The following is a 26,124-nucleotide window of genomic DNA, read 5'->3' as shown; positions in this document are numbered from 1 at the left end:
TTTTATATCTGGACAAAAGAAGTCTGTATCAATGCCATTAGATAAACTAAAAACGGGTTTTTTAAACCATAGGATTTCAATATTTTTTTTGAATAGTCTGTTGGAGTAATAATAATATCTCCGCTGTTATAACAATGGATAATCCATTTTTTAAATAATGGTGCTAACCAATTTGAACCACGAAAAGAATTCTTAAAATCTTCCATAGTTGAATGAGCATAATAAATTATTTTTTTCTTTTTCCATTTTGACCACCGACTTATTATTAATGAATCGGGAAAAACGGTATTTAATTGAAGAATATCGAATGAATCATTTACTTTTTTAGTATATGTGAGATTTAGTAGTTTAAATAATTTTTCTTGATGTCGTATTGCCTCGCCTATACCACTTTTTGAAACTATTCGAAAGAATCCTTTATAGAGTAATATTTTCATGGTAACCTCCTAATTTATTTTTTAATCAAATAAGGTAATAAACTGGCAATCATGGCTAAAAACAATTGATTGACAACCCCTTTTTCACTTCTCGAAAAAAACTTTTTAATCGTCATATGTTGTTTAATATGCTTGAAGAACAGCTCTATTTGCCAACGTGCTTTGTACATTTCTGCGATGTCAGTAGAGGAGCAGTCAAAACGATTTGTAATAAATTGAAGCGTTCTTCCATTTTTATCTTGAACGGTTACTAAACGAAATCTGGACGTTAGATAGTTCTGAGCACTTCATGCGACCATTTGGGCGCTGAGAATGGAATCACATTTAGAAGCCACTACTGTTTCTAAAACACGAACTTTTGTATGCTTTTTGATTCTTTTCACAAAGAAGTAGCCCTGCCAGTACATCGTGTCTGACCGTTTAAAATCAAGGTATTCACGATCAAGCACATCAGTCGCTTCGGGTTAGTTAACCAATACTTCTAACTGATTTGTATCGTGCTAGACGACATTAGTCAACGTAAACTCATCTGGATAAAGATGCTCATTATCCATAAAGCAGAGTTTTAAGTGAAGCTTAACTCCTGATGTTGTTTTACGAAAATCAGCCTATCGATAAAGATTTTGGTTAAGTGAAAACGTCGAAGAATCCATTAGGTAAAGGCTATTTTATCTCGTTACAGGCCTTTTATTTTTAATCTGATTGACCAGCTGACTAAAAATAGCTAAAAGAATCTCTGAATCTATTTTTAAGAGAGTTTTAGAGAGCTGGGAATAACGGATACTAGTCCTGCCTATTTCTTTTTGACGTTCTCTCGAAACGAAGGCCGCATCCATCTCTTCGAGGCTTTCTTTTTCATTATTGATTCCATGAAGAAAAAGTTGAAGAGCTTGAAAGAAACTAAGTTTCTGATGGTATTTATCAAAGGCAAAAATCTTTTTTGAATAGGGCTTAATAAACAAGCTAACTTAATGGAAGAAAACCATTTATTAAAAACAGAATTTATTTTATACTTATCCATGTGTTAGGTCCTTTTTATTGGTCTTGGATGAGTCATCTGAGTTCAGTATAAAGGACTTTTTTGTCTATTGAAATAATATAAATAAATTTATAAAGCATATAATATTTCATGCAACACTAGTAAGTCAGTATGTAAAAAAATAAAAAATTGCTGACCGCACCAAAAAAAACACTTCCTATAAAAAAGATAGGCGACTTATTTCGTAAGATACACTCTATTTCTATACACATTAATAAAAAAATAATCATTGGCAATAGGAAGAAGGGATGACAAGTAGCGTTTAAAATAACAAAATAAGTAAACAGATAAATTAAGGATCCTATTAAAGAACTAGGCAAATCTATTTTCATTTCCCAACAAAATAGTATAAAAGAAGCACCAATTGAAAACATTCGCACTAAAATTATAATGTGAAAGGCTAACTCTTTTTTACTTGCAGGGAATAGTAAACCTAAATAAGCAAATGGATCTCCAATAACATAATACTCATACTAAGCTATCACATCTGCCCCAAGACTTATATTCCAATCCCCCTGGTCTATCCCTAAAGAAGGCTGGTGTGAAAATTGACGAATAATCCCTAAAAATTCTTTAAAAACTAAGTAATATTGACTAAATCCGTCGCTTTCCCAAATGAAAGACTGATGATTCAAAAAAAGGAACTATAAATAACTAACACCATAGAAATATACAAAAAAGTATAACTATAAATATGGTGAACTAAGTCCTTTTTATGTCATAATCATTAAATCCATTCTTTTCTAGTTAAAAATAAACCACTACTAAAAAAATAATTTAACAATGCAACTATTTTTTTGCATTACTAACCTAGAGAGATTAGACCACACATCTTGAGTATACTAAAGTTAGTTGGAATTAATCGGAAACGACTAGTTTTTCATTATTATATTGCTTAATTATTTCTTCGTAAAATTGCAGAACTCTTTCTCCAAATAATTCTGATGATAATAAATCAAGCAACTCTTTCTGATTTCTTATTGTATTTTGTGTATCTAAATCCTGTTTTTTTCTTATCAAACAATTGTAAATTATGCTAGCTAGCTGTTCATCTTTTATGAATGTTGCTCCAAATTCCCCTTTACATATCAGCATCTCCGTATAGTCATTATGCCTTGCTACAATATTTGTTCCGGATGCAATTGACTCAATATAAGTTAACCCCTGTGACTCTGAATCAGAAGCGCTTACGAATAAATCAGCAGCTTGGTAATAGGCTTGTACTTGTGATCTTTCTACTTCTCCTACGAAGAAAATTGACTTCGTCAAATTCAAAAATTTCACTAAATTTTCTAATTCTACTCTTTCCGGACCATCTCCAGCAATGAGAAGTTTCGTTTCGGGTTCTTTAGATATAATATCAGTCATAGAATTAATAAGGACATCAATACTTTTTTCTTTAGCCACTCTACCTAAAGATAAAAGCAAAGGTGTTTCGTTTTTTATAGCTAACTCTACACGTATATTTCGTGCTGTTCTTTTAAAAAAATTATTTAGCACAATACCAGTAGGAATAACCACTATCTTTGAAGTAATACCATAATTTAATAATTGAAGTTTAGCTTTTTCACTTGGAGCTATAATACCAGCAGATTTATTACAAAATAACTTTGAGACTATTTTAACGTGATTTGGACGGAGAATTTTTCCTTTTCCAATGTAGTGAAGGTAATCCTCATACATCGTGTGATAAGTATGTACACAAGGAATTTTTAATTGGTATGCAATATATTTACCTGTTAATCCTAGACTGAATTCTGTTTGGGTATGAATGATATCTAAGCATTGTTCTTTAGCTACCTTCACCGCCCTATGCATACCTTTGATAGCAATTCGACGATCTTTAAATGAAAAGAAAGGTAGACTTGGTAACCGAATAATCCCTTTTTCATTATCTTTTACTTTAGGATCTGTAGTAGTGAAAATTACAACAGTATGCCCCTGTCGTTCAAGTTCTCTTTTTAGCGTTTCTATCGAACTTGCGACTCCGCTTATTTGAGGAAAGTAAGTATCAGTAAATATTCCAACTCTCATTCGTTTTCGCTCCTTTTTTGTTTATACATAGACCTATGCAACACTTCGTCTTGATTATTCAGCAGCTCTTTTGCCTGCTCTTTCTCTGAATGTTCTTGAATAAAATATATTGGCCGATTTTTGATTTTAATGAATACTCGACTTAGATACTCTCCTATAACGCCTAAAGAAATTGACTGGATATCTCCCATAAATAACCCCCCCGCAATAGTGGAAGCATAACCTGGAACGTCTTTTCCATGCATTAGCTTTTTAGCTAATGCGACCAGTAAATATGAAAAAGAAAAAAAGAAATAACAAAACCAACAGCGGACCAAACTTTTAATGGAATCGTACTATAAGAAGTAATATCATTTAAACCTAATTTTACTAATAATGAAAATTTCCATTTGGTTTCCCCAGCTAATTGTGTTTCAGCGATGTAAGTAATTCCTTTCTTTTTGAAGCCAATCCATCCGTACATGCCTTTTGTGTATCGCTCTTTTTCACGCATTTTTGCTAAGACATATATGCATTTTTTATCTAGTAACTGAAAATTTCCAGCTAGTGGATAAACTTTTTCTTTAGCTAATTTTTACAATAGTTGATAATACCATTTTAACAGCTTTTTTTAAACCAATATTTACCATCACAATCTTTTTGAATAGTATAAACATCATCATATCCCAATTCCCACCATTTTAACATTTCTTAAATTAACCCAAGGGGCTGCTGTAAATACGCATCGGTTATAACTGTTGCATCGTCGACTGCATTATCGAAACCTGCTAACATTGCAATTACTTTTCCAAAATTTCTAGATAAATCAATTTAGTGAATGCGCAAATCAGACTTTCTCAGTTTCTTAATCTTTTCAAGAGTCTCATCTGTACTTCCATCATTAACAAATGAAAAAACAAATTCCTACTTGGTAAGTTTTCCACAAACTAAATCCAGTTTTTTGTGCAGCTGCCCAATAACAGCCTCCTTATTATAGGGAGGAGTTGATACTGTAATAGCTTTTATATCTTCCAATCTTTCATCTCTATAATGGAACCCATTAACTTATTAGGGTTACGCTCAGTCTAACCTTTTACAAAATAATCGTCTATTTTGAAACTCTTTAAAAAAATATTTCTTAGTGCCTATAGTCGGCTTAGTCTGCTATCTTGCAGAGTAATATTGTAGGCGTTAGATACCCCACCTAAAGAGTCTACAATCACATGAACTTTATCAAGGTTTGAATGCTCAACACCTGAAATTTTCGCTTCATCATGATAATATCTTCGATTAGATTTAATGGGTTCCATCATATCATCTTGAAAGATAATAACGTCTGCTGTGACACGAACAAGTTGTTCATATTCATTAGTAAATTTCCCATACTCGATTTCCAAAACCAATATTTACATGTACGTTAGGTTTTCTATGTCCAGACAGACTACCCACGTCAACAATAAGTTTTTTGTACCCAACTATCAGTTTCTCTGATTCTACTTCTTCAGACTGACTAACCTCATCTGTTTATTCTTTTGTATCTTCAGTTTGGTTTGAAGAGGATACTTTAGAACTATCTTGATCTTTAAATTCTGTACTCTCAATCGTGTGAGCACTCTCTGCTGTTGTTTCTGCACCTAAATAATTTTCCGTTACTCTATTCTCATCTGCTGAGGGACTTCACGCTCCTAGCAATGGAGTATAGGCAATTAAAAATAAAAGCATGTGTTTTTTAACTTTCATTTCATTGTTACTAATCTTTTTGTCCTTCGATCTTCAGTAGTTCCTTAATTAAATAGCAGATTTTTGTATTGATTTATTACTAGTCCTAAGTCATAAACTAGAAACTTGTTTGCCTCGGTAGATCTCCGACTCATTTTTAATATCGTTCCATAGTTGCTCCTTCACTCCGCAAGTTTTGGATTTGTTCTTTTTAAGTCCTTGATACAGGTATCGATTTCTTTTTTCTTTTTTTATTCTATAAACAGTATCTCTTGTTACTCCAGTTTCTTCAGCAATCTTTTTAACAGGCCCTTCAAGCTTTAATTTACTTACAATCACTTGATAAGTCATTCGATCTTTAGGACTACTTGTGTTCTCGGAATATTATAAAGGCCTCCCTTTATAATATCCTTTTTTCCTTGCAATTTCGATCCCTTGTTGTTATTTATGTTTAATTTCTTCTTGTTTATTTTCAGCTGTCCAAGAAAGTAATTAAACAATCATGTCGCGAATCAACTTTTGTAAATTAGGATTCCCCAATTCTTGATTTAAAATAGGGAGGTTTAAAACCATTAGTCCTATTTCTTTTTGATCAAGTTCTTGAACAATTTGAATAATATGATCATAGTTTCGTCCTAAACGATCCAATGACTCTACTATTAGTATATCTTGTTCTCGCAGAAATTACAGAGCTTCTTTTAGCTCTACTCAATCATTTGTATTTTTCCCCAATATTTTTTCTGCTCCAGCGTTTTCTAATGCTTCTAATTGTCGGTTTAAATTTTGTTCCATTATAGACACACGTGCATAACCAACCTTCATAGTATCCCTCGTTCCCAAATCATTTAATAAACACTTTACAATCGACACTGTAAACTCAATGAAATCAACACCTAGTATATGGCGCTTATAGGCACACTCAAATCAGACAATACAACAGATTTCTTTGAAATAAGTAAAAGAGGTTAGGATAAAAAATCCTAACCTCTTTTACTTATTTATTTATTAGTTAAGTCTTCTCCATTTGTTTTAATTACTTTTTTATACCAGTTAAAGGATTTTTTCTTAGAACGAGTTAATGTCCCATTTCCTTGATCATCTCTATCCACATATATAAAACCATACCGCTTAGTCATTTCTCCTGTTCCTGCACTAACCAAATCAATACAACCCCAACTTGTGTAACCCATTAAATCAACTCCATCTAAATTAACAGCATCTTTCATTGCTTTTAGATGGGCTGATAAATACTCAATGCGGTAGTCATCAACTACATAACCATTCTCATCTGGTTCATCAATGGCTCCTAGTCCATTTTCAACAATGAACAAGGGCTTTTGATAGCGATCATTCAATGAATTCATCGTAATTCTTAGTCCCAATGGATCAATTTGCCATCCCCATTCACTTTCTTCTAAATAAGGATTTTTTACCGAAGCAAAAATGTTTTCAGCTGTAGTTTCATTTATTTTAGAATCAGATGAAGCAACACGTGAAGAATAATAAGAAAAAGAGATAAAATCTACTGTATGTTCTTTCAATAACTCTAAATCACTATCTTCCATTTGAATTGTAACACCCTCACGCTCTAATTTTTTCAAAGCATAAGCGGGATACTCTCCACGTGATTGAACATCAATAAAGAAATAGTTCTCACGATCAGCTTCTAATGCTTTGAAAACATCTTCGGGTTTACATGTATAAGCATAATACTGTCCTGCAGCCAACATGCAACCTATTTGATTTTCCGGATCAACTTTATGAGCGATCCTTGTAGCAACCGCACTCGCTATTAGTTCATGATGAGCCGCTTGGTATTTTACTTGCTCTTGATTTTCCCATTCTTCAAAAAACAATCCTGCTCCCATAAATGGTGCATGCAAAATCATGTTAATTTCGTTAAATGTTAACCAATATTTAACTAGCCCTTTATACCGGCGAAAGATAACATCACAAAATTTTTCATAGAAACCGATCATTTCACGACTACGCCATGCCCCATATTTTTCAACTAAATGCATTGGACAATCAAAATGTGTAATGGTAACTAAAGGTTCAATTCCATATTTATGGCATTCTTTGAATAGATCTTCATAATATTGTAACCCTTCTTCATTTGGTTCTTTCTCATCTCCCATTGGAAAAATACGACTCCAAGCAATAGATAATCGGTAAGTTGTAAAACCCATTTCAGCAAATAATGCAATATCTTCTTTATAACGATGATACATATCAATTGCTTCTTTCGCTGGATAGAAATGTTGACTATCAAAATTGAAGTGCTTCATTTGTCCAGTTATAATTGGAAATCGATCTACTCCTATAGGAACTACATCTACATTAGCTAATCCACGTCCAGCTGTATTATACCCACCTTCGACTTGATTAGCAGCTGTAGCTCCACCCCATAGAAACCCTTTTTTAAAGCCCATTTTTTTCTCCCCTAAATTATTATTTCTCATATTTTTTATTTACTCAATTCATTACCATTTGTACTGATAACTTTTTTATACCAATAAAAAGAATCCTTTTTTAATCGTTTCAACGTACCGTTTCCTTCATCATCTTGATCAACGTAGATATATCCATATCGTTTAGACATTTCAGAAGTGGAGGCACTAACTAAATCAATACAACCCCAACTAGTATAGCCCATTAAATCCACACCATCTATAACGGCTTCTTTCATTTGCTCAATATGTTTTTGTAAGTAATCAATTCGATAAGCATCATGAATACTGCCATCTTCTTCTACTTTATCATAAGCTCCTAATCCATTTTCAACAATAAATAGCGGTAATTGATAACGATCATAAAAATCTTTTAAGGTCCATCTCAAACCAATTGGATCAATTTGCCAACCCCAGTCAGATGTTTCTAGATAGGTATTTTTCATTCCACTTATAAAGTTTCCGTTAACTTGATTATCAGACGATTTTGAGCTGGCTGTAGCGGTCATATAGTAACTAAAAGAAATAAAGTCAACTGGATAAGTTTTCAAAATTTCTTCATCACCCCGTTCTTTTTGAATAGTAATATTATTTTCATAAAAATAGCGATTCATATATGAAGGGTACTCACCACGAGCTTGTACATCCGTAAAGAATAAGTTTATTTGATTTTCTTTTTGCGCTTTTAATACATCTTCAGGATTATTTGTTTCTGGATAAGTTGTCATACGCGCTAACATACATCCTATTTTGAATTCAGGATTAATTTCATGTCCGAGTTTTGTTACTAGTGAACTGGCTACAAATTGATGGTGTCCAGCTTGATAAGATAACTCTAATGGATTTTCTGCATCTTCTACTAACACTCCACCCCCTGTATAAGGACTTAGCGTTATAATATTGATTTCATTAAATGTAAGCCAGTATTTGACCTTATTTTTATAACGTCTGAAGACAGTGTCGGCATAGTTAATAAAGAAATCAATCACTCGACGATCAGCCCAACCATTGTATTTCATTGTCAAATTAAGTGGTGTTTCATAGTGAGACAAGGTTACCAAAGGTTCCATATCATATTTTAGGCATTCATCAAAAACTTTATCATAAAATACTAATCCTTCTTCATTCGGTTTTGCATCATCTCCATTGGGAAAGATACGAGCCCAGTTAATCGATAAACGAAAGATTTTAAATCCCATTTCTGCTAACAAAGCAATATCTTCTTTATAATGATGATAAAAATCAACACCAAAACGCTTAGGGAAAACAGCCTCTACTTTTCCATTCAGAATAACTTCGATTTCAGTGCGCGAAACATCTAATGAAAAACCTTCTCCTCGTTCTTTTTTAGGAACAAATTTAACCATATCTGCCGTAGACAAACCTTTTCCTCCAAGATTGTACGCACCTTCAAATTGGTTAGCGGCAGTTGCGCCACCCCATAAGAATCCTTCTGGAAACCCTTCAATTTTTTTCATGTTTATCCTCCTTTTTATATAACGATTGTCATCAGTTGATCTTTTGGGTCAATTAATTCTTTATCAGTTGTGATTACATCAAGGTAATCTTTTGAATTTGTAATTACTATTGGTGTAATTACACTATAACCCGCATCTTGAATTTTAAAGATATCAAACTCAATTAAAAGTTGTCCTTTAATAACACGATCTCCTTGCTTAACATGTGGTATAAAGCCTTCTTCATTCATTTTAACCGTATCCATTCCTATGTGTATCAATATTTCTGTTCCTTCATCTGAAGTAATTCCCACTGCATGTGAAGTAGGAAAAATCATGGTAATTTCTCCACTAACTGGTGATACAAGTTTCCCTTCAACAGGATCGATTGCGATTCCTTTTCCCATAGCGCCTGAAGAAAAAGCCTCATCTTGAACATCCGATAAAGTTACAACAGAGCCTTTCAAAGGACTTTCAATGGTATCTTTAACAATGTATACTTCATCGCCCAATCCAACAATTCCTTCATTAATTGATTTTGCAATAATTGTTTCATCTTCATACAATTTTCCAAATCCTACAAGATACGTTAAGATAAATCCTAGAATCAATGAACCTGTAACAATGGTAGCTATACCTAAAACTGTCGCATTATTACCACCAACTGGATTTAAAAAGTTTGTGATACCAAAAATCCCTAACCCACCAACCATATAGAATTTTCCGCCAATTAAGCCAATTGCAGCTCCACCAATCCCACCAGCAACACAACTCATAATAAATGGTTTTTTTAACGGTAAAGTTATCCCATAAATTGCTGGTTCTGTTACTCCGAATAGACCAGAGATAATAGAGGGAATACTTAATGATTTAAGTTTTTTCTCTTTAGTTTTCATAAATACTGCAATCACTGCACCTGTTTGTGCAAACGAAGCTGCAAAAGACATGGCTAATACTGGATCGAATCCATAAAGTGCTAAGTTATTAAGGGCAATTGGAACTAAGCCCCAATGTAGACCAAATATAACAAACACTTGCCAATATCCACCAATAATTAACCCAGCAAGAACTGGGCTTAGATTATAGATAACTAAAGTACCTGCTCCTACTAAATTCCCTGCCCATATTGCAACTGGTCCAATGATAATAAATGTTAAAGGCACAACGACTAATAAAGTAAAGAAAGGAATAAGGAAAGTTTTAACTACATCAGGAATCAATTTTTTCAAACCTTTTTCTACTTTTGAGGCAAATAAAATGGATAAAATAATTGGAATAACTGATGACGCATAAGACATTAAGATGACTGGCACACCTAAAAACTCAATAAACACAGGTGATTCAATAATCGTTCCTACAAACAACGTATAAAGTGGTTCTCCAGCTGTTAGCCCGGATAATGTTGGATAAACTAATGAAGCTCCAATCGCCATTGCCGTAAACTGATTTACTTTCATTTTTTTACTAGCAGTAAGAGCTAAAAAGATTGGGAAAAAGTAAAATAGTGAGTCTCCAATAGCATTCAATAATTGATAGGTTCCTGATTCTATTGTTAAAAGACCTAATGCTACAAATAATGCGTTAAATCCTTTAATCATTCCTGTTGCTGCTAACGTACCTAAAGTTGGAGCAAAAATTCCTGAAATTAAATCAATAAATTTATTAAATATATTCGTATCGTTATCTAATTCTTGATTAGATGTCTGAAAGTTACCTATTTTGACAATCTCATCGTATACGTCTGGAACATGGTTTCCAATAACGACTTGGTATTGCCCACCACTCTTGATAACGGTCACGATACCGTCCATCTTTTTCAGAAAATTTGTATTCGCTTTACTGTCATCTTTTAACTTAAACCGTAATCTTGTTACACAATGAGTTACATCATTTATATTTTTTGTTCCACCTACATTTTCAATTATTGATTTAGCTAATGCTTCGTATTTCATCCTAAGTCCTTCTTCCAATTAGTTTTTAAAAAAAGAAAAACCCAAATCAATAGCACAGTTCTCTCCCAAATAGGAAATACACTAGCTATCAATTTAGGTTTTGCCTGTTTATCCAGTAACAATCCATCATTGATGATTTATTTAGTTTTCTGTTCACTTGTTACTCGCTGAATATGAATAGTTAAGTAAACTTGTTCATCTGTTGATAATGTCGTTTGATACTTACTTACCAAATAGTCATTTATTCTATTTGTACATTCAAAAGCTTTTGGATATTTTATCTTTACCTGATCAAATAAGAAATCATCACTGGGGGATGCTTCTACATATTCTAACATCCTACGTACAAAATACTGCAAATGAGTGATAAAACGCGTGTAGTTAAAGGAGTCTTCATCAAAAACAGTTCCAAATTGCAACCTGACAATAGTTAAAATATCTTGAACAATCTCAGTCATTTTGATTGTTGTTCCAAGTTCTTGACCATCTTGTTCGGCATTCACTATATGCAATGCAATAGATGCTGCTTCATCTTCATTCATTATAATACCGAGTTTAGTTTTAATACTCTCTAGTGCTTTTAAACCAATTCCATATTCTTTTTTATAAAATTTTTTGATTTCCCAAGTTAAAGGGTTTTTCATTTCAATTCCTTCTTGAGTTCTTTGTATTGCATAATTAAGATGATCTGTTAACGTTAAATAAATATTATTACTTAATTTAGTTTTTAAAATATCATGAGCGTATTTAATAATATTTACCGAAATTTCAATAATTTCTGGTTCAATTTTTTTAAATAAAGTAGAGATTGTTTCAATACTTTCTCCGCTCTCGGGAACAAACGTTTTTTCTATTTTCTCTATTTCTATTTTTTCTCCGACTTTACGTTGAAACGCAATACCTCGTCCCATTACTACCATCTCTTCATTCTTATCGGTCAAAGTAATAATGACATTATTATTCAACACTTTCTCTATTCTCATTTATCGCTTAGTTCACCTACTTTCATCTATAGAAAATAAAAAACCTAAACTCATCCCAAAGGCTCTATTTATCTTCAATAGAACAATTCGAATCAATTTAGGTTTTGCCTGCCTAAGCAGTAACAATCCTTTTGTTACGACTAATATAACATAGCGCTGAAATGAGTGCAAGCGTTTTTATATATATTTCCACCTATAAAATATATTTGACCTCCTTAGATAACGTCAATTTTAGACTAATGGTTAAAAAATAAAATACCACTATCATCTGAATCTATATTTGTTAGAGTAGGTGATTTACTTGAAGAATTAATTTATTAAGAAGATAAAGGGCACTTACATTACAACTAAAAAATAACGCTTTTTATATGACTATCACTAATCAGTAGATGATTAACATGACTAGACTTATTTCTAAACAAGAAGATAGTAAATGTGCAATGGAATGGGAAACTAATATCACAGATTTAATCGTTGAAATATTAGAGCTTATAAGTGTTAAGATAAACCAACCGATTGATATAATCGTAAAAACACCTTGGGAACATGATCCAGATGGATTTTGATGTCTGGTGGTAGCTTCAAATTTTAAAATTGTGGCCATATTTGGTGAATGGAGATAAATATCTTCTGGTATAATGGAAGACTTCTTTTTATAAGAACACATTCGAAGACTAATCTTCAATTTTTAGGAGGATAAAATCCTTCTATTGATAGGTAATTGTAATTAAAATATAATCGATTAGTTGAATACCTTTAATTGGCAATATTTAAATCTTCAATATTAGCCTAAATGATTCATACTTTTCAAAAGCTTAGTATATTTCGTGCTTTGTTATTTCTTTCGAAATTATCTTGCTATTTTTTGTTCTTTACTTCTTTTTTTATAAATCATTATCTTTTAACTGAAAATTGTAGCTTTTTGGACAGACTGATCCCGTGAAATTTTTCTGTATTTAAAAATTTTACTAGTTTGACTATCATCGCCACCTTAAATAGTGAATGTTCTGTAGAATTTTATAGAAGAGTTCTTGGTAAACATGATACGAACTAAACTTTATGATTGTTTTTCTTCCTGAACGAACAAATTTGCCTGCTATTTTAAACAAGAACAACCGAATAGTTGAAACTTGGAAACCTTTGGTTTCTTTTGTAAAACAGAGTGTTCCCATGAAATTAATAATAGTATAAGCTAGTAAGCTTATCATCATACGGGCATGATTTTCTAAAAATCTTGGACTATCCGTTTTGTCGAAATAGAATCCATTCTTAGCTTCCTTGATATAGTTCTCCATCATTCCTCTTTTAGAGTAAGTTCCAAAGACTATTTCTGCAGAGGTATTTTCTGATAGATTAGTTAGGACGAACTCATGTCGAGCGATCAGTTCATTAGTTTCACGTGTCGATTTGATACAAAGCCTTCTTGGTTTTTTCCAACTCTTTGCTTGATAGATTGTAGAAATATAACGAACTTCTTTTTTAGTCCAGTCATGGTTACCATCTATGAATACAAATTGCTGAGCAATATTTCCTAAGTTACGATTTGATTTTCAACGAATAACATAGAAACTTTGGAATTCTTCACATATTTCATAAAGATCAGGAGTTGCAAAACCACTATCTGCTCGAACTAGAATTGTATTTACAGGTGTTGTTTCTTGATAATGTTCGAAAAGTGGACGAACAAAACCTCCCACACCGTTAGAGGTATAAATATTATCAGAACGCAGTTCTGCTTTCAAAAAATCTCCTGTTAAGCCATCCAAAGCAACCAGCGGATGATAACCATTCGTTTGATAGTGTGTATTATAATTTGTGTTTTCTTGATAACCAAATGTATCTGAATGTGTTGAGTCTAAATCGAAAATTAGTTCATTTGTATTCCGAGTTGTTCGAACTTTATCAATTAAAACTTGGTTTACTTCTTGTAATTGATTAATATTTTCTTGGCTTAATCGATCCCACAAACGAGATATTGAAGGCTGAGAAGCGAGTCTTTCTTTGCCTAAAATACTTTGGAAGATTGGATCTTTCGATAAAATATCAGCTGAAGAATCTGTCTTATATCCTGCAATTAACTGGAATAGTCATTATTCGATAATTGAATAGTTGTCGTGCTTATAATACAGGCGACTATCTTTGATAGTGAGTTTTTCTTTCAAAATTTTTGTGAAATTGATTTTGTGCATAAACTCTTTAGCCAATATTAATCCAGAATCGGTTGAAAGATTCCCAACATTATGTGAAATTGACATTTTAGAATTGAAAAGCAAGTGATTTTCGTGCAATGTAGTCATTGAGAGAACCCCTTTCATGGTTTAGTTTAGGCGCTTTAACCATAATAGATTGGGGTTCTTTTTTCACACTCAAAGGGTGCAAGAAAATCAAATAAAAATTGGCGCTGCAACACACATTAAGTAGCTTTTGAAAAAATCTATGAATTATTCAGGACTTGTATATATCGGATATCTCATATTCTTTCTCAAAAATAAAATAATATGACTCTAACTTCCATTTCTGATACAATAGACCAGTCATGCTATTTCTCAGAAAAACTATATACCTGTTCAGAGCAGGTCGATTTTTGAAAGATTATCAGACTCTTGTATGCTAAACCAACCTAATCCGAAACACATTCACAAAAATCAAATGCATGTATAACATGCCGAGGGAGAACCACTTGTTATTTAATGAATTAGATTTGAACCAACACCTATTGCACGCACTGAAAGAGGCAGGCTATAGGAAAGCAACGCCTATCCAAGAGGATGCCATTCCGCATCTGATGAACAATAAGGACTTATTGGGTTGTGCCCAGACTGGTACTGGTAAGACAGCTGCCTTTGCCTTACCCATCCTTCAAAATATTATGGAAGAAAGAACAGTTGGAAAAGGTGCCATCAAAGCCTTAATCCTTGCTCCTACCCGTGAACTTGCCATACAAATCAGTGAAAGCTTCCAAACATACGCTAAATACCTTCCATTGAATATCCAAGTAATTTTTGGCGGCGTTTCCCAGAATCCTCAGACAGCCGAGCTGAAACGCGGAACTGATATCCTAGTCGCGACGCCAGGCAGACTATTGGACCTTATCAGACAAGGATTTGTCAAACTGAACCAAGTTGATTTCTTCGTCTTGGACGAAGCCGATATGATGTTGGACATGGGGATGCTACGTGATGTACGCCATATTATCCGCGAATTGCCGAAGAAACGTCAAAGCATGTTCTTTTCAGCAACGATGCCGAATGAAATCGAGAAACTTGCGGGAACCATTTTATCAAACCCGATAAAAGTGGTAGTCAATCCAGTTTCATCAACTGTTGAAGTTATCAACCAAAGCATTTATCCCGTAGCCAAGACCGACAAAACTAACCTACTTATCTATCTCTTGAAGAATAAGCGGGTTGAGCGCTCCCTAGTCTTCTCCAGAACCAAGCATGGCGCCAACAAAATCGTCAAAAAACTTCTGCAAGCGGGTCTTTCAGCCGAGGCGATTCACGGCAACAAGTCCCAGAATGCGCGTCAGCGAGCTTTAGAAAACTTCAAGACCATGAAAATTAGCGTTCTCGTTGCGACAGATATCGCAGCCCGTGGTATTGATGTACCTGAGCTTTCGCAAGTTATCCTATACGACTTGCCTGAAGTTCCAGAAACCTACATTCACCGTATCGGCCGTACAGGACGTGCAGGGCTAGGCGGAAAAGCCATCTCTTTCTGTGATGAAACAGAATCAGACTTGTTGCGTGACATTGAAAAACTTATTCAGAGGAAAGTTCCAGTCATAAAAGATCAACCTTATCTGTTAAAAGAAGGCACTCAAGCACCCTCACAGAAGGCGAAAAAAACAGTTTCCACGCGCAATAATGGAACGCAATCAAAAAAGAAGCAAGGTCGAAGAGGCGGTCAAAAATCCGCACAAAGACCTCGTGTACAAACGAAAAAATACGTAAAGTAACCGGTTAACAAAGTCACCCGCTTTTACATCGGTAATGACTTAGGTAAAGTAGAGAAAATCATCGATTTACAATCAAAGAACATAACTTCACTTAATAGGGAGATCAATTTATTCTTAAAAATAAATTGATCTCTTCCTATTTTCAAATTATTATATGCATAATTTTAATAGTTGAAGAAGTTGGAGAATAAAATTACGGTCTTGTAAAGTTATTTGGAAGATACCTTTAAAATAATCCAGATAGCATTCATTTATCAAAAATACTTTATGAGTCTTGATCACCTGACAGTAGAACTTCATGATGATATCAACTGTTTCAATTAATTTAAGATTCACAGAACCCTTGGATACAAAATTCCGTTGAACTTCCGATTGCAGACCATATAAATGTTGTATAATTTAGTGTAGATAATCCATTCAAGTTGTCGGTCTAGTTTTTGATCATAGTCGATACATATACATTACCTCCCTTCATTTTTTCTCTTATACCTGATCCATTTATTAGATTCTTATAATCAACAATACAAACGTTGAAAAATCAATCAATCTGTTATGTCGATTTTAGGTACACTCTAAACAGATAATATTTTAATGTTTCAAAAAACAGAAAATTCTGAATAACGAAGAAGACTCTTATGACTTAATTCATTACGATAAAAATATGCGGAAAGAAAAAATTTATGTATAGATTTTGTTACAGTAACCAAAATAAAATAAATGGTATCCTTTTTGTTTATTTTATTTTATCATGAAAAAAGAAGTATTATCCACATACGTCTGGGAATAAAGGTTTCTTTTTTTATTCACAGGTAATTCTGTCCCAATATCTTTGATTTCATACCTGTTTATTATTTACCTTCTATTTTCTTTACGGTAATCTTCGTCAGTTGATGGATTCTTAGATAAGCTTTCCGGAACTAACCCATTAGCGGGTAACGATCTATCCTGTAAAACAGCTTTTTATCACTGCAATTCTTAGTCTTAACCGTATATTGAAAAATATACTTTGTATCTTTTAACAGACCTTCAAGTAAATATAACTTCTGGTACTCAGACATTTTTTTAGATTCCATGATAGCTGAAAAATCAGCTTTATATTCTTGAAAGTTATCTTTCATTTCCTGAACACCTCTTCCTAGTGGACAGTAAGATTCTTCTACACTACTAGTGTAACAATATTAATAATAAAAACACAGATTTCATTACCGTCCTACTTTTCTTTTAAAGTGCAGAAATACTATTTTTTATAATTCGGATTACAAAATCCATTTAAGTTATTAGATTTTCTTATCTTTTCTGCTTTTTTATTTTTAAATACCTTCTAAAAAATAAATACGGTATCTCTTGACATTTTTTCAAGGCTGCAAGGCTAGTAAAGAAAGAAAACCTCTTTAAAATTATTCTTTCTTTACGGCCATTTTTTTCTAATTTCATGTATTGGACTTAGTAAATTTATCTCCATAAACGTAAAAAAAGTAACACGATCAGGAGGACTCCCTGTACATCCCCATCGTTTATTAAATTAACAAAATAAATACACTAAATATTTTAGACAAAAAAGAATCTCTTATTAAAGGATTTCAGATACTTGATTCTATAACGTTTCATGTATCATCACTAGTGTTGCATGAAACATTATGTGTTTCACAAATTTGTTTATATTATTCCAATATGCAAAAAAGTCCTTTATACTGAACTCAGATGACTCATCCAAGACCAATAAAAAGGACCCAACACATGGATAAGTATAAAACAAATTCTGCTTTTAATAAATGGTTTTCTTCCATTAAGCTAAATCTTTTACCAAGCCCTATTCAAAAAAAGATTGTTGACTTTGATAAATACCATAAGAAACTTAGTTTCTTCCAAGCTCTTCAACTTTTTCTTCATGGAATCAATGACGAAAAAGAAAGTCTTAGAGAGATGGATGCGGCTTTTGTTTCGAAAGAACTTCAAAAAGAAATGGGTATGACTAGTATCAGTTATTCTCAGCTCTCTAGAACTCTCTCAAAAATAGATTCAGAGATTCTTTTAGCCATTTTTAGTCAGCTAGTTAGTCAGGCTAAAAATAAAAGGCCCGTAACGAAACGAAATAGTCTCTACCTAATTGATTCTTCGACGTTTTCACTTAACCAAAACCTTTATCAATGGGCTGATTTTCGTAAAACAAAATCAGGAGTTAAGCTTCACTTAAAACTCTGTTATGGACAATAAGCATCTTTATCCAGATGAGTTTACGCTGACTAACGACGTCGAACACGATACAAATCAATTAGAAGTATTGGCTAATCAACCTGAAGCGACTGATGTATTTAATCGTGGATACCTTGATTTTAAACGGTTAGACACGATGCACTGGCAGGGCTACTTCTTTGTGGCAAGTATCAAAAAGAATACACAAGTTCGTATTTTAGAAACAGTAGTAGCTTGCAAAAGCGAGTCTATTCTCAGCGACCAAATGGTCGCATTAGGTGCTCAGAACTCTCTAACGTCCAGATTTCGTTTAGTAACCGTTCAAGATGAAAATGGAAGAACGCTTCAATTTATTACAAATCGTTTTGACTGCTCCTCTACTGACAGTGCAGAAATGTATCAAACACGTTGGCAAATAGAGCTGTTCTTCAAGCCTATTAAGCAACATATGACCATCAAAAAGTTTTTTTCGAGAAGTGAAAAAGATGTTGTCAATTAATTTTAGCCATGATTGCCAGTTTATTAACCTATTTAATTAAGTTAAAAACAAAAAGTAAACAGTCTATTTTTCAAATCAAACGACTTTTTCGTGATTTGTTATTCCAACCAGCAGAAGAATGGTTTACCCTTTTGATACCGACTTAGATCCTTGAAGTAAGGGTGTCAGTCAGCAATAGAATCCGTTGAACAAGCAAAATTTTCTGGAAATAATCATCTTTTGCGTAAGCACTCCCTTTTTTGCCTTTATCCAGAAAAATAAGAAATTAGGTCAATCAAACGATGTTTACGCAACATTAGTGAGTTAAAGTAAAAAGAAATTTTTCTCATATTACAAAAAAATCACTAGTATTTTAAAATCCTTATTAAATTTTTTTAAAAAAAAGCCATTTAAGTTAAGTAAAACGGCCTTAGTTTATTTTGCTTCACGGACACTAAGCTTTTTTTACGAATTCTGTTTTTAATTGCATAGCACCAATACCTTCGATTTTACAATCAATATCGTGGTCACCGTCAACCAAATGAATATTTTTTACTTTAGTTCCTTTTTTTACAACAAGGGAAGTCCCTTTTACCTTTAGATTTTTAATAACAATCACTGAATCTCCATCGTTTAATTTATTTCCATGTGCATCTTTGAACTCTTTTTTGCTTTTATCTGTTTCAATAATTGAATCGATTCCCCATTCATGACCACATTCTGGGCAAACGAACAGGCTGCCATCTTCATAAGTATATTCTGAATGACATTTTGGACAATTTGGTAAGTTAGACATGCGTTATTTCCTCCAATGACTATTGTTAGTTACATAATGGCATACTCCTGCTGGATTGGCAATGCATATTTTTTCACAAATCACGCCTATTTAAATAAATTCTCATTCATTTTTTAATAAAATTTAACTATATCCCAAGAAGATACAAAGCAATCTATTCGTTATAATCATTCACTAGTATTATATGAATCATCTAGGTTTATATCTCTTCGCATTCATTTTCGGACGTAGGATATCTGCTGAACTTCAATGGGATTAATAAACTATTTTAGATTTTTTCTATTTTTTTGCTATTACGTATTCTTATTTAATCTATTTTCTATTTTCTTGTATCTAATATCATAATTTAAACTAACTTTAGTCCGCCATTCATTTTTAAGTTATATATCCAGTAATTTCACAATAAACTCTACATAGTTACTTTTTATTTCTTATTTCTTATTTCTTATTTCTATTAACTTTACAATATCGCTCCATAAATCTTGAGTCTCTATTTGCTCTTCTTTAAATCCAGCTTTCACTATATTTTCAAGTGTCTTTCTATTAATATTGGCTCCCCAAGTATGTAAGGGAATAAAATTTACCGCATCCATAACTTTACCAACTAGACGATGTTGGCTTCTCATATGCTCTAGCATCACAATTTTTCCGTTGGGTTTACAGACTCTTCTTATTTCTTTGAGTCCTTCTACAGGATCCGGTACTGAGCAAAATACACAAGAAGTCACAACTGTATCAAATGTGTCATCAGCAAAGCTCATTTTTTGAGCATCCATTTCAATTAATGTGATTGTTTCTTTTCCTTTTGTCTTTTGAATGGCTTTTTTTAACATCTGTTCACTAAAATCTATCCCAATTATTTCCACGTTATCTGGATAAAAAAGCAAGTTTTTCCCGGTACCAACTCCGACTTCTAAAACTTTCTTTCCTTCAATGGCATCAATTAATTTTTCATTCCAGGCACTTTTTGTCATAGCTTCCATCGGTCCTTCTAAAACATCGTAAATTTTAGAAATACAATTGTAACGATTTTTAATTTTTTTAGTTTCATTGCTCATTTAGATTTCCCCCTTTATCAAAAGGTATAGTATACATAAAACGAAGCACCAACTAGTTAAGGAATACTTTTCACTGCCTCTTCTTTATCTCATTATACTTCTATTGCCTTCAATATAGACTGAAATTCTTCATAGGTAATTTCGCCACAAGCATAACGTAGTTTCGCTGCTTCTTTAGCCGTAGTAACTGCAGACGTCTCTTTAGTTTGTTCTGATCCTTGTCTTTTTTGCCTCTTAAAAAATAGATAAATGACTAATACAATAAGTCCAACAATAATCACCTGTTTGAGATTATTACCAAACATCGTATTAAGCGAATGAAATTCTTGTTGTAGCCCGCCATATCTACCGTACGAAAAGTTCCCCATGTGCCCTCCGTTCATCATCTTAATTTCTCCCTTCTCTCATCCTAAAATGACTATTTCGAGATAAATCATCTGTTTCATGCATTCCCTTGTAAAATTCTTTCCGTTCTGAATTTGTTAAGTTGGCGTGCATTTCATTCATATACGATTTGATCTGTTCAAAATTTGAGTTATCTTCTTCCATGAACTTCTGCATCTCGTTGAATTTAATGCCCTCATTTTCCATAACTATTTCCATCCGTTCTAAATCATTTGTTTCCATCATAGTGGTCGCATTGTTACCTCTAATTTCTTGCTCTTGATTGATCGGTTTTTGATTCAATGTCTCCATCCCCGAATGAAAAGATAATCCGATTCCACTTACAAGAGCCATAGTTGCAACTAACAGTCCATTAATTATAGTCATATTGATTCAATCTCCTTTTAATTGTTTTTTATGCAATAGCCGTTATTCTTCTAGTATATTTTTCTTGATTTGTTCGAACTCTTCAAAGGATAGTTCACCTTTTGCAAGTCTAACCTTCGCTATCTCTAATGGTTTTGAATGCTCAACTGAATGCTTACGGTTTATTCCTACATAAACTAAATATCCAATGAGTACAAATGGTAATAGCATCATAACTCATTCACCTCCTAATTCATCTATTAATTTTGGTCTAGTTTGCCGTCTGTTGTTATTCTTAATACTACATCTTACTCATGGAGATGGTATGGGCAAGCTATGGGGAATTTGTGTGGATAGCACCAACCTAACGATTACTTGTCGATTTCCATACTTTATCATCTAGAACTTCTATTTTACTATCCCCCTTTATTCATATTGATACATTAAAAAGCAACCTAATCCCCGCTAAGGACAAGTTGCTAACTTAATCTTTGTGAGTAAGCTTATAAAATAGCCGCATTAAAATAAAGTTAGTTTAGTCGCTTTATTTCTACTTTTTAGGGAAGTATAATTCTATTATTGTCCCAACATTTAATTGACTCCGGATTTTTATTTCTCCTCGATGTGCTTCTACAAATGCTTTTACAATAGATAATCCTATTCCAACACCACCTGTTTTTCTATCACGTGATTTATCGCCTCTGTAAAATCTTTGAAACAATAAAGGCAGATCATCTTCGCTTATTCCTACACCTTCGTCTTTTACGATAAAAATAATTTGATTATCTTTCTCTTCTACACAAATAGAAACTTTGCTTCCTGCTGGTGTATATTGTAAAGCATTGTTCACAACGTTTATTAAAATCTGGATGATTTTATCCTGATCACCTAAAAACCATGGAGATTCTTTTTTACCTTGTATCTCTAACGCTACACCTTTTTCAATAAATAACGGACTAAACTGATCTTCTACAAAAGACAATATTTCCCCTGTTTCTAATTTTTTTTTATTTAATTTGATTTGAGGATTTTCGGCTGCAATTAGTTTTTCTAAATCATTTACTAATCTAACTAGACGCATGAGTTCTGCATGAAATTGTTCTAGTCTCATTTCATTAGGTTCCCATATGCCATCTTGAAAAGCCTCAATCTGACTTCTTAAAGTTGCAAGTGGCGTTCTAAGCTCATGTGCAAAATCAGCTGTAAACTGTTTTCTTAATATCTCTTCTTTTACTAAGGAATCTGCAAGCTGATTAAATGACTCACCTAATGGCTTCATCTCTCCTGTCAAATCGTTAAGTGGGATTTGAGTTTTCCATTGATGATTACGTAACTCTGCAACTCCTATTACGAGTTTATCAACTCCTGACGTTAAGCGTTTTGAAAATAACAAACTAGCTACTATTGATAAAATAACCGTAAACAATACGGCAAGTATGATGTTGCGTTTAATTGATTTCAAAAAGGCAAATTCATCACCAATTAATTGCCCTGAATAGTAAACAGTTAGGTTTCCAATGACTTTATTTCCACTCTTTAATGGATAAGACTCTGATTGGTACTCGTTGGAATTTAGTGAAGATTGATGCCCATTCATCATTTTCATCATCGATCCCATTGATGTTGAATCAACTACTAAGTCCCCGTTATTAGTGTGAATTTTATAATATAAACTCTCTGCCATCGCCTGCTGATGCACCATATTTTTCAATTGTTCGTTAGTTAACTGACCCGTATCATTGTATTGTTGAATTGCTTCCTCTTTAATCGTTTCGATACTTTTCACTCTATTTGTAGTAACATAATCCGTGAATTGATTTTCAACGCCAGAAAAAATAGTAATGCTAGCAATTAAAATACCACTTAAAGAGACTACCAAAAGGTATAACAGAACTCTTGACCTAAGTGTCAGATTCATCTTTAATTCCTCCAAATTTGTAACCCATACCAAATACCGTAATGATAAAAATAGGATGACGCGTATCAGCTTCTATTTTTTTACGTAAATTTTTTATATGTGTATCAATATTTCTTTCGTACCCTTCAAAATAACTATCATTTTCCTGTAATTTTTCTAGTAAATCTGCTCTACTGTATACTTTTCCAGGATAACTGGCTATCGCTGTTAAAAGTTTATACTCATTTGGAGTCAAAGTAAGGATGCCATTATCTAGTTTTACTTCTTTTTTTACGAAATCAATAATTAACTTGTCATTATTGAAACTTAGCTTGCTCTCATTTATTGTTTGTTGCGTTCTTCTTATCAGAGCTTTTACTCTCATGACAATCTCTCTTGGACTAAACGGTTTTGTTACATAGTCATCCGCACCGATTACAAGTCCGTTAATTAAATCATCCTCTGCAGATTTAGCCGTTAGCATTAATATCGGTATGTTGCTGTCCTTTCTTACTAATCTACAGACTTCTTCACCAGATATATCAGGCAACATTAAATCTAACACAATCAGATCAGGACTTTGATCTTTTGCTTTTTTAAGTCCTTCTACTCCATTCGAAGCAATGAGAACTTTCCAGTCTTCTTTTATAAAATACGCTTCTAATACTTCGCATATTACCTTTTCATCATCAATAATAAGAACTTTTATCAAAAACTCACCTCGTATGACTTATTTTATCATTTTATTCATCAAAAAGGGGAATCCCCATAATTTCTACATAACTATACTATAAAATTATGGAAAATTAATTAAACAGCGTTTATTCCAAAAATAAGTAGGAATTAAAGGAAAGAGACGCATATTTTCAAAATTTCAAAAAAGAAAACATAAAAATTGAGTGGCTTATCTCCAGTTAATTACCGGAAGTAAACCACTCAATTTGCTATATATTATTATCTTTAACTCTAGTTTTTTTAAAATACGCTATATTAACGAACACGGATATCTACAACTTAATTAGTGGTTTTTTTTCAACTAATTTCGTACTATTTTATTTTTTTCAACTGTTTGAGAGCCTTTTTATTGGTATAATCTGATTTTATCAAACTTAAAAAAATTTAGAGTTAATTACTTTGCAGCTACTTCTTGTAATTCAAAATCAGCAGGAACTAAAACGGTATCAATCACATGCACAACGCCGTTTGTTGCTTCAATATCCGTTGTGCTTATTGCTGATTCATTTACCATAGGATCTCCCATTAAATCAAATGTTAATTCTTCTCCATTAACTGTTTCTGCTTTCATTCCGTCTGTTAAATCAGCAGCTAAAACTTTTCCAGGAACAACATGATACGTAAGAACTTTATCTAAATCAGGTTGTGCAAGTAATTCTTCAGCTGTAATGTCTAATTCACCTAACAGTTTTTCAAATGCAGCGTTAGTTGGTGCAAATACTGTAAAAGGACCTTCACCTTGAAGAGTTTCAACAAGTTCAGCTTCTTGAAGAGCAGATACTAAAATACTGAAATCAGGATTACCTTGTGCAATACCGACAACATCTTCTTTAACTTTGACGGATTCTTCTACAGCTGAATCTTCACTCATTGAATTCTGGTCCATGTTATCATCTGTTCCACATGCTGCTAATAATCCAATGGCTGCAAACGAAATTAGGCCCAATCGTAACTTCTTCAATAATGCTTTATTCATAATAAATTCACCCTCTCCTATAGTATAAAAAGAACTCTCAAACAATAGAGAATAAGCTTACTCTCTCTCTATAAATCTACTCTAATTGAAAGAATATTATAAGTCAATTAATAGGTATCAAAAGGTAGTGTCAACTTATTGTTGGGAAAAAATAAGTTGACGCTATCAAGACGATACGTAGAAATAGTATATTTTACACTAGTGTTGCATGAAACATTATATGTTTCCTGAATTTGTTTATATTATTCCAATAGACAAAAAAATTCTTTATACTGAACTCAGATGACTCATCCAAGACCAATAAAAAGGACCAAACTCATCGACAAGTATAAAACAAATTCTGCTTTTAATAAATGGTTTTCTTTCATTAAGTTAGATTGTTTACCAAGTTCTATTAAAAAAAAGATTGTTGCCTTTGATAAATACCATAAGAAACTTAGTTTCTTTCAATCCCTTCAACTTTTTCTTCATGGAATCAATGACGAAAAAGAAAGTCTTAGAGAGATGGATGAGGCCTTTGTTTCGAAAGAACGTCAAAAAGAAATGGGCATGACTAGTATCAGTTATTCCCAACTCTCTAGAACTCTCTCAAAAATAGATTCAGAGATTCTTTTGGCTATTTTTAGTCAGTTGGTCAGTCAGACTAAAAATAAAAGGTCCGTAACGAAAGGAAATAGTCTCTATCTAATTGATTCTTCGACGTTTTCACTTAACCAAAATCTTTATCAATGGAATGATTTTTGTAAAATAAAGTCAGGAGTTAAGCTTCACTTAAAACTCTGTTCTATGGAGAGAAATAGAACTTAAGTTTGAAAAACTAAAAAATAAAATCGAAAATTATATTTTTCATCATAACACTGAACCCATAAAGCAATAATTGGCAGGCATGGGTCCGGTTCAACACCGTATCCACACAAGCCAATTAGCTGCTTAATATAAACTCTAACTTTCGGGGGTTCAATACACCTCCTGATAAATACAATCTTTTTCTTATTCTTAACTAGTAATCAATGCTTTGTCCTATTGTGTTACTAGCAAGTCCAGATTATCTTTGTGATAAGTTAGGTTGCTATTGTATAACTCAATGGGTATTTCTTCCAACTAAAAGAATTTTTTTGGCATATACACTTACTACCTTACGACCAGGAACTACCTGCTAAAGTGTTCAACAGATTTTTTGTCACTAGGATCATCAAACGCTGGAACAGCAACTCCGCCATTTGCAATACAAAA

25 protein-coding genes and 4 pseudogenes are annotated in these 26,124 nt (G+C 32.9%); 4 read left to right on the top strand and 25 right to left on the bottom strand.

What is annotated here, in order from left to right; translation table 11 throughout:
- Window positions 1–2 precede the first annotated feature (2 nt).
- The 15 genes and pseudogenes from B9Y54_RS12500 to licT all read right to left on the bottom strand — a co-directional run bounded on the left by B9Y54_RS12500 (window position 3) and on the right by licT (window position 12,050).
- On the bottom strand, window positions 3–437 hold the full coding sequence (locus B9Y54_RS12500) for a glycosyltransferase (protein WP_200805356.1): 435 nt from the start codon (window positions 435–437) through the stop codon (window positions 3–5).
- Window positions 438–451: 14 nt separating this feature from the next.
- A pseudogene (locus tag B9Y54_RS13150) lies at window positions 452–682 on the bottom strand (transposase); the annotation flags it as partial.
- Between the two features lie 42 nt (window positions 683–724).
- Window positions 725–886, bottom strand: coding sequence for a hypothetical protein (locus tag B9Y54_RS13145; protein WP_159446052.1), 162 nt, complete (start codon window positions 884–886; stop codon window positions 725–727).
- Between the two features lie 219 nt (window positions 887–1,105).
- Window positions 1,106–1,399, bottom strand: a complete 294-nt coding sequence (locus B9Y54_RS13140) for a hypothetical protein (protein ID WP_090005132.1) — start codon at window positions 1,397–1,399, stop codon at window positions 1,106–1,108.
- A 175-nt stretch (window positions 1,400–1,574) separates the two neighbouring features.
- Window positions 1,575–1,934, bottom strand: a complete 360-nt coding sequence (locus B9Y54_RS13135) for a YfhO family protein (RefSeq protein ID WP_143062503.1) — start codon at window positions 1,932–1,934, stop codon at window positions 1,575–1,577.
- A 400-nt stretch (window positions 1,935–2,334) separates the two neighbouring features.
- The gene (locus B9Y54_RS04405) at window positions 2,335–3,510 is read right to left on the bottom strand and encodes a glycosyltransferase family 4 protein (protein WP_085559135.1); all 1,176 of its coding nucleotides are present in this window, start codon (window positions 3,508–3,510) and stop codon (window positions 2,335–2,337) included.
- Window positions 3,507–3,701, bottom strand: a complete 195-nt coding sequence (locus tag B9Y54_RS12495) for a hypothetical protein (RefSeq protein WP_177173748.1) — start codon at window positions 3,699–3,701, stop codon at window positions 3,507–3,509. The genes B9Y54_RS04405 and B9Y54_RS12495 overlap by 4 nt, the downstream gene beginning before the upstream one ends.
- Before the next feature lie 65 nt (window positions 3,702–3,766).
- Window positions 3,767–4,003, bottom strand: coding sequence for a hypothetical protein (locus tag B9Y54_RS12490; protein WP_177173747.1), 237 nt, complete (start codon window positions 4,001–4,003; stop codon window positions 3,767–3,769).
- A 631-nt stretch (window positions 4,004–4,634) separates the two neighbouring features.
- Window positions 4,635–4,886: a hypothetical protein gene (locus B9Y54_RS04395; RefSeq protein WP_143062502.1), complete on the bottom strand. Its 252-nt coding sequence runs from the start codon at window positions 4,884–4,886 to the stop codon at window positions 4,635–4,637.
- 433 nt (window positions 4,887–5,319) lie between these two features.
- On the bottom strand, window positions 5,320–5,559 hold the full coding sequence (locus B9Y54_RS12725; RefSeq protein WP_234987808.1) for a helix-turn-helix domain-containing protein: 240 nt from the start codon (window positions 5,557–5,559) through the stop codon (window positions 5,320–5,322).
- A 141-nt stretch (window positions 5,560–5,700) separates the two neighbouring features.
- Window positions 5,701–6,030: pseudogene (locus B9Y54_RS12720) on the bottom strand (recombinase family protein).
- A 176-nt stretch (window positions 6,031–6,206) separates the two neighbouring features.
- Entirely contained in the window at window positions 6,207–7,640 is a 1,434-nt protein-coding gene (locus B9Y54_RS04385) for a 6-phospho-beta-glucosidase (RefSeq protein WP_085559133.1), read from the bottom strand.
- 35 nt (window positions 7,641–7,675) lie between these two features.
- Complete coding sequence (locus tag B9Y54_RS04380) at window positions 7,676–9,136, bottom strand: glycoside hydrolase family 1 protein (protein ID WP_085559132.1); 1,461 nt, start codon at window positions 9,134–9,136, stop codon at window positions 7,676–7,678.
- 14 nt (window positions 9,137–9,150) lie between these two features.
- Window positions 9,151–11,067, bottom strand: a complete 1,917-nt coding sequence (locus tag B9Y54_RS04375) for a beta-glucoside-specific PTS transporter subunit IIABC (RefSeq protein ID WP_085559131.1) — start codon at window positions 11,065–11,067, stop codon at window positions 9,151–9,153.
- A 137-nt stretch (window positions 11,068–11,204) separates the two neighbouring features.
- On the bottom strand, window positions 11,205–12,050 hold the full coding sequence (licT, locus tag B9Y54_RS04370) for a BglG family transcription antiterminator LicT (protein WP_085559130.1): 846 nt from the start codon (window positions 12,048–12,050) through the stop codon (window positions 11,205–11,207).
- A 398-nt stretch (window positions 12,051–12,448) separates the two neighbouring features.
- Here licT and B9Y54_RS12295 point away from each other — a divergent pair, with 398 nt between their 5' ends.
- A complete protein-coding gene (locus tag B9Y54_RS12295; RefSeq protein ID WP_159446051.1) occupies window positions 12,449–12,616 on the top strand; it encodes a hypothetical protein in 168 nt (55 codons plus the stop codon).
- 414 nt (window positions 12,617–13,030) lie between these two features.
- On the opposite strand, the pseudogene B9Y54_RS04365 reads toward B9Y54_RS12295, so the two are convergent.
- A pseudogene (locus B9Y54_RS04365) lies at window positions 13,031–14,347 on the bottom strand (IS1380 family transposase).
- Between the two features lie 383 nt (window positions 14,348–14,730).
- On the opposite strand from B9Y54_RS04365, the gene B9Y54_RS04360 reads away from it, so the two are divergent.
- On the top strand, window positions 14,731–16,008 hold the full coding sequence (locus B9Y54_RS04360; protein WP_085559129.1) for a DEAD/DEAH box helicase: 1,278 nt from the start codon (window positions 14,731–14,733) through the stop codon (window positions 16,006–16,008).
- 917 nt (window positions 16,009–16,925) lie between these two features.
- Here B9Y54_RS04360 and B9Y54_RS04355 read toward each other — a convergent pair.
- The gene (locus B9Y54_RS04355; protein WP_085559128.1) at window positions 16,926–17,126 is read right to left on the bottom strand and encodes a hypothetical protein; all 201 of its coding nucleotides are present in this window, start codon (window positions 17,124–17,126) and stop codon (window positions 16,926–16,928) included.
- A 619-nt stretch (window positions 17,127–17,745) separates the two neighbouring features.
- Between B9Y54_RS04355 and B9Y54_RS13040 the strand changes: the two are divergent.
- A pseudogene (locus B9Y54_RS13040) lies at window positions 17,746–18,846 on the top strand (IS4 family transposase).
- Window positions 18,847–19,133: 287 nt separating this feature from the next.
- Here B9Y54_RS13040 and B9Y54_RS04345 read toward each other — a convergent pair.
- The 8 genes from B9Y54_RS04345 to B9Y54_RS04315 form a co-directional block, all read right to left on the bottom strand.
- Window positions 19,134–19,475: a zinc ribbon domain-containing protein YjdM gene (locus B9Y54_RS04345; RefSeq protein ID WP_085559127.1), complete on the bottom strand. Its 342-nt coding sequence runs from the start codon at window positions 19,473–19,475 to the stop codon at window positions 19,134–19,136.
- A 431-nt stretch (window positions 19,476–19,906) separates the two neighbouring features.
- Window positions 19,907–20,533 (bottom strand): class I SAM-dependent methyltransferase, encoded by a 627-nt coding sequence (locus B9Y54_RS04340; RefSeq protein WP_085559126.1) that lies wholly within the window; start codon window positions 20,531–20,533, stop codon window positions 19,907–19,909.
- Between the two features lie 92 nt (window positions 20,534–20,625).
- A complete protein-coding gene (locus B9Y54_RS04335; RefSeq protein ID WP_085559125.1) occupies window positions 20,626–20,919 on the bottom strand; it encodes an SHOCT domain-containing protein in 294 nt (97 codons plus the stop codon).
- Between the two features lies 1 nt (window position 20,920).
- Window positions 20,921–21,304 carry a hypothetical protein gene (locus B9Y54_RS04330; protein ID WP_085559124.1) on the bottom strand — a complete coding sequence of 128 codons (384 nt, stop codon included), beginning with the start codon at window positions 21,302–21,304 and terminating at the stop codon, window positions 20,921–20,923.
- Between the two features lie 42 nt (window positions 21,305–21,346).
- Entirely contained in the window at window positions 21,347–21,517 is a 171-nt protein-coding gene (locus B9Y54_RS12160; protein WP_143062479.1) for an SHOCT domain-containing protein, read from the bottom strand.
- Window positions 21,518–21,833: 316 nt separating this feature from the next.
- Complete coding sequence (locus B9Y54_RS04325; protein WP_085559123.1) at window positions 21,834–23,201, bottom strand: sensor histidine kinase; 1,368 nt, start codon at window positions 23,199–23,201, stop codon at window positions 21,834–21,836.
- Entirely contained in the window at window positions 23,185–23,889 is a 705-nt protein-coding gene (locus B9Y54_RS04320) for a response regulator transcription factor (protein WP_200805373.1), read from the bottom strand. Before B9Y54_RS04320 ends, B9Y54_RS04325 begins: the two co-directional genes overlap by 17 nt.
- Window positions 23,890–24,309: 420 nt before the next feature.
- A complete protein-coding gene (locus tag B9Y54_RS04315; protein ID WP_200805355.1) occupies window positions 24,310–24,891 on the bottom strand; it encodes a fasciclin domain-containing protein in 582 nt (193 codons plus the stop codon).
- Window positions 24,892–25,173: 282 nt separating this feature from the next.
- On the opposite strand from B9Y54_RS04315, the gene B9Y54_RS04310 reads away from it, so the two are divergent.
- Window positions 25,174–25,698, top strand: coding sequence for a hypothetical protein (locus tag B9Y54_RS04310; RefSeq protein WP_085559121.1), 525 nt, complete (start codon window positions 25,174–25,176; stop codon window positions 25,696–25,698).
- Window positions 25,699–26,124 lie beyond the last annotated feature (426 nt).

It is taken from the genome of Carnobacterium iners (assembly GCF_900177385.1).
In the GTDB taxonomy this organism is placed as follows: domain Bacteria; phylum Bacillota; class Bacilli; order Lactobacillales; family Carnobacteriaceae; genus Carnobacterium_A; species Carnobacterium_A iners.
The sequence above is the reverse complement of the archived record's forward strand: the minus strand, read 5'-3'. Positions and strand labels throughout refer to the sequence as shown.